Below are 261 nucleotides of genomic sequence, written 5' to 3' on the forward strand. Positions count from 1 at the left end.
CATCTGCAGTTGCACCAATTGATGCTTGATTATCTTTTGTATCTGCTGTTGCCATGTCAGCTTTTTTACTATCCTCAGTCGAAGTCGCTTTATCTTTTGCTTCTGACGGTTTAGATGTTGATGGTTTATTCGATACATCAGTATCAACGTTGCCTTCAGATTTATCTGCTTCGTTAGATGCAACGTTAGTTTCAGACTTAAGTTGCTCAGCATCTGTTTGATTTGTCGTACTTTCTTCTTTATCTTTTGATGTATTAGAAG

General features: G+C 37.2%; 1 protein-coding gene. It reads right to left on the bottom strand.

The genetic code is table 11. The features are described from left to right. A partial coding sequence (locus tag CDN38_RS28530; RefSeq protein ID WP_142361423.1) for a hypothetical protein occupies positions 1 to 261 on the bottom strand: 261 nt, incomplete at both ends.

This window comes from Mycobacterium ostraviense, from assembly GCF_002705925.1.
Classification (GTDB): domain Bacteria; phylum Actinomycetota; class Actinomycetes; order Mycobacteriales; family Mycobacteriaceae; genus Mycobacterium; species Mycobacterium ostraviense.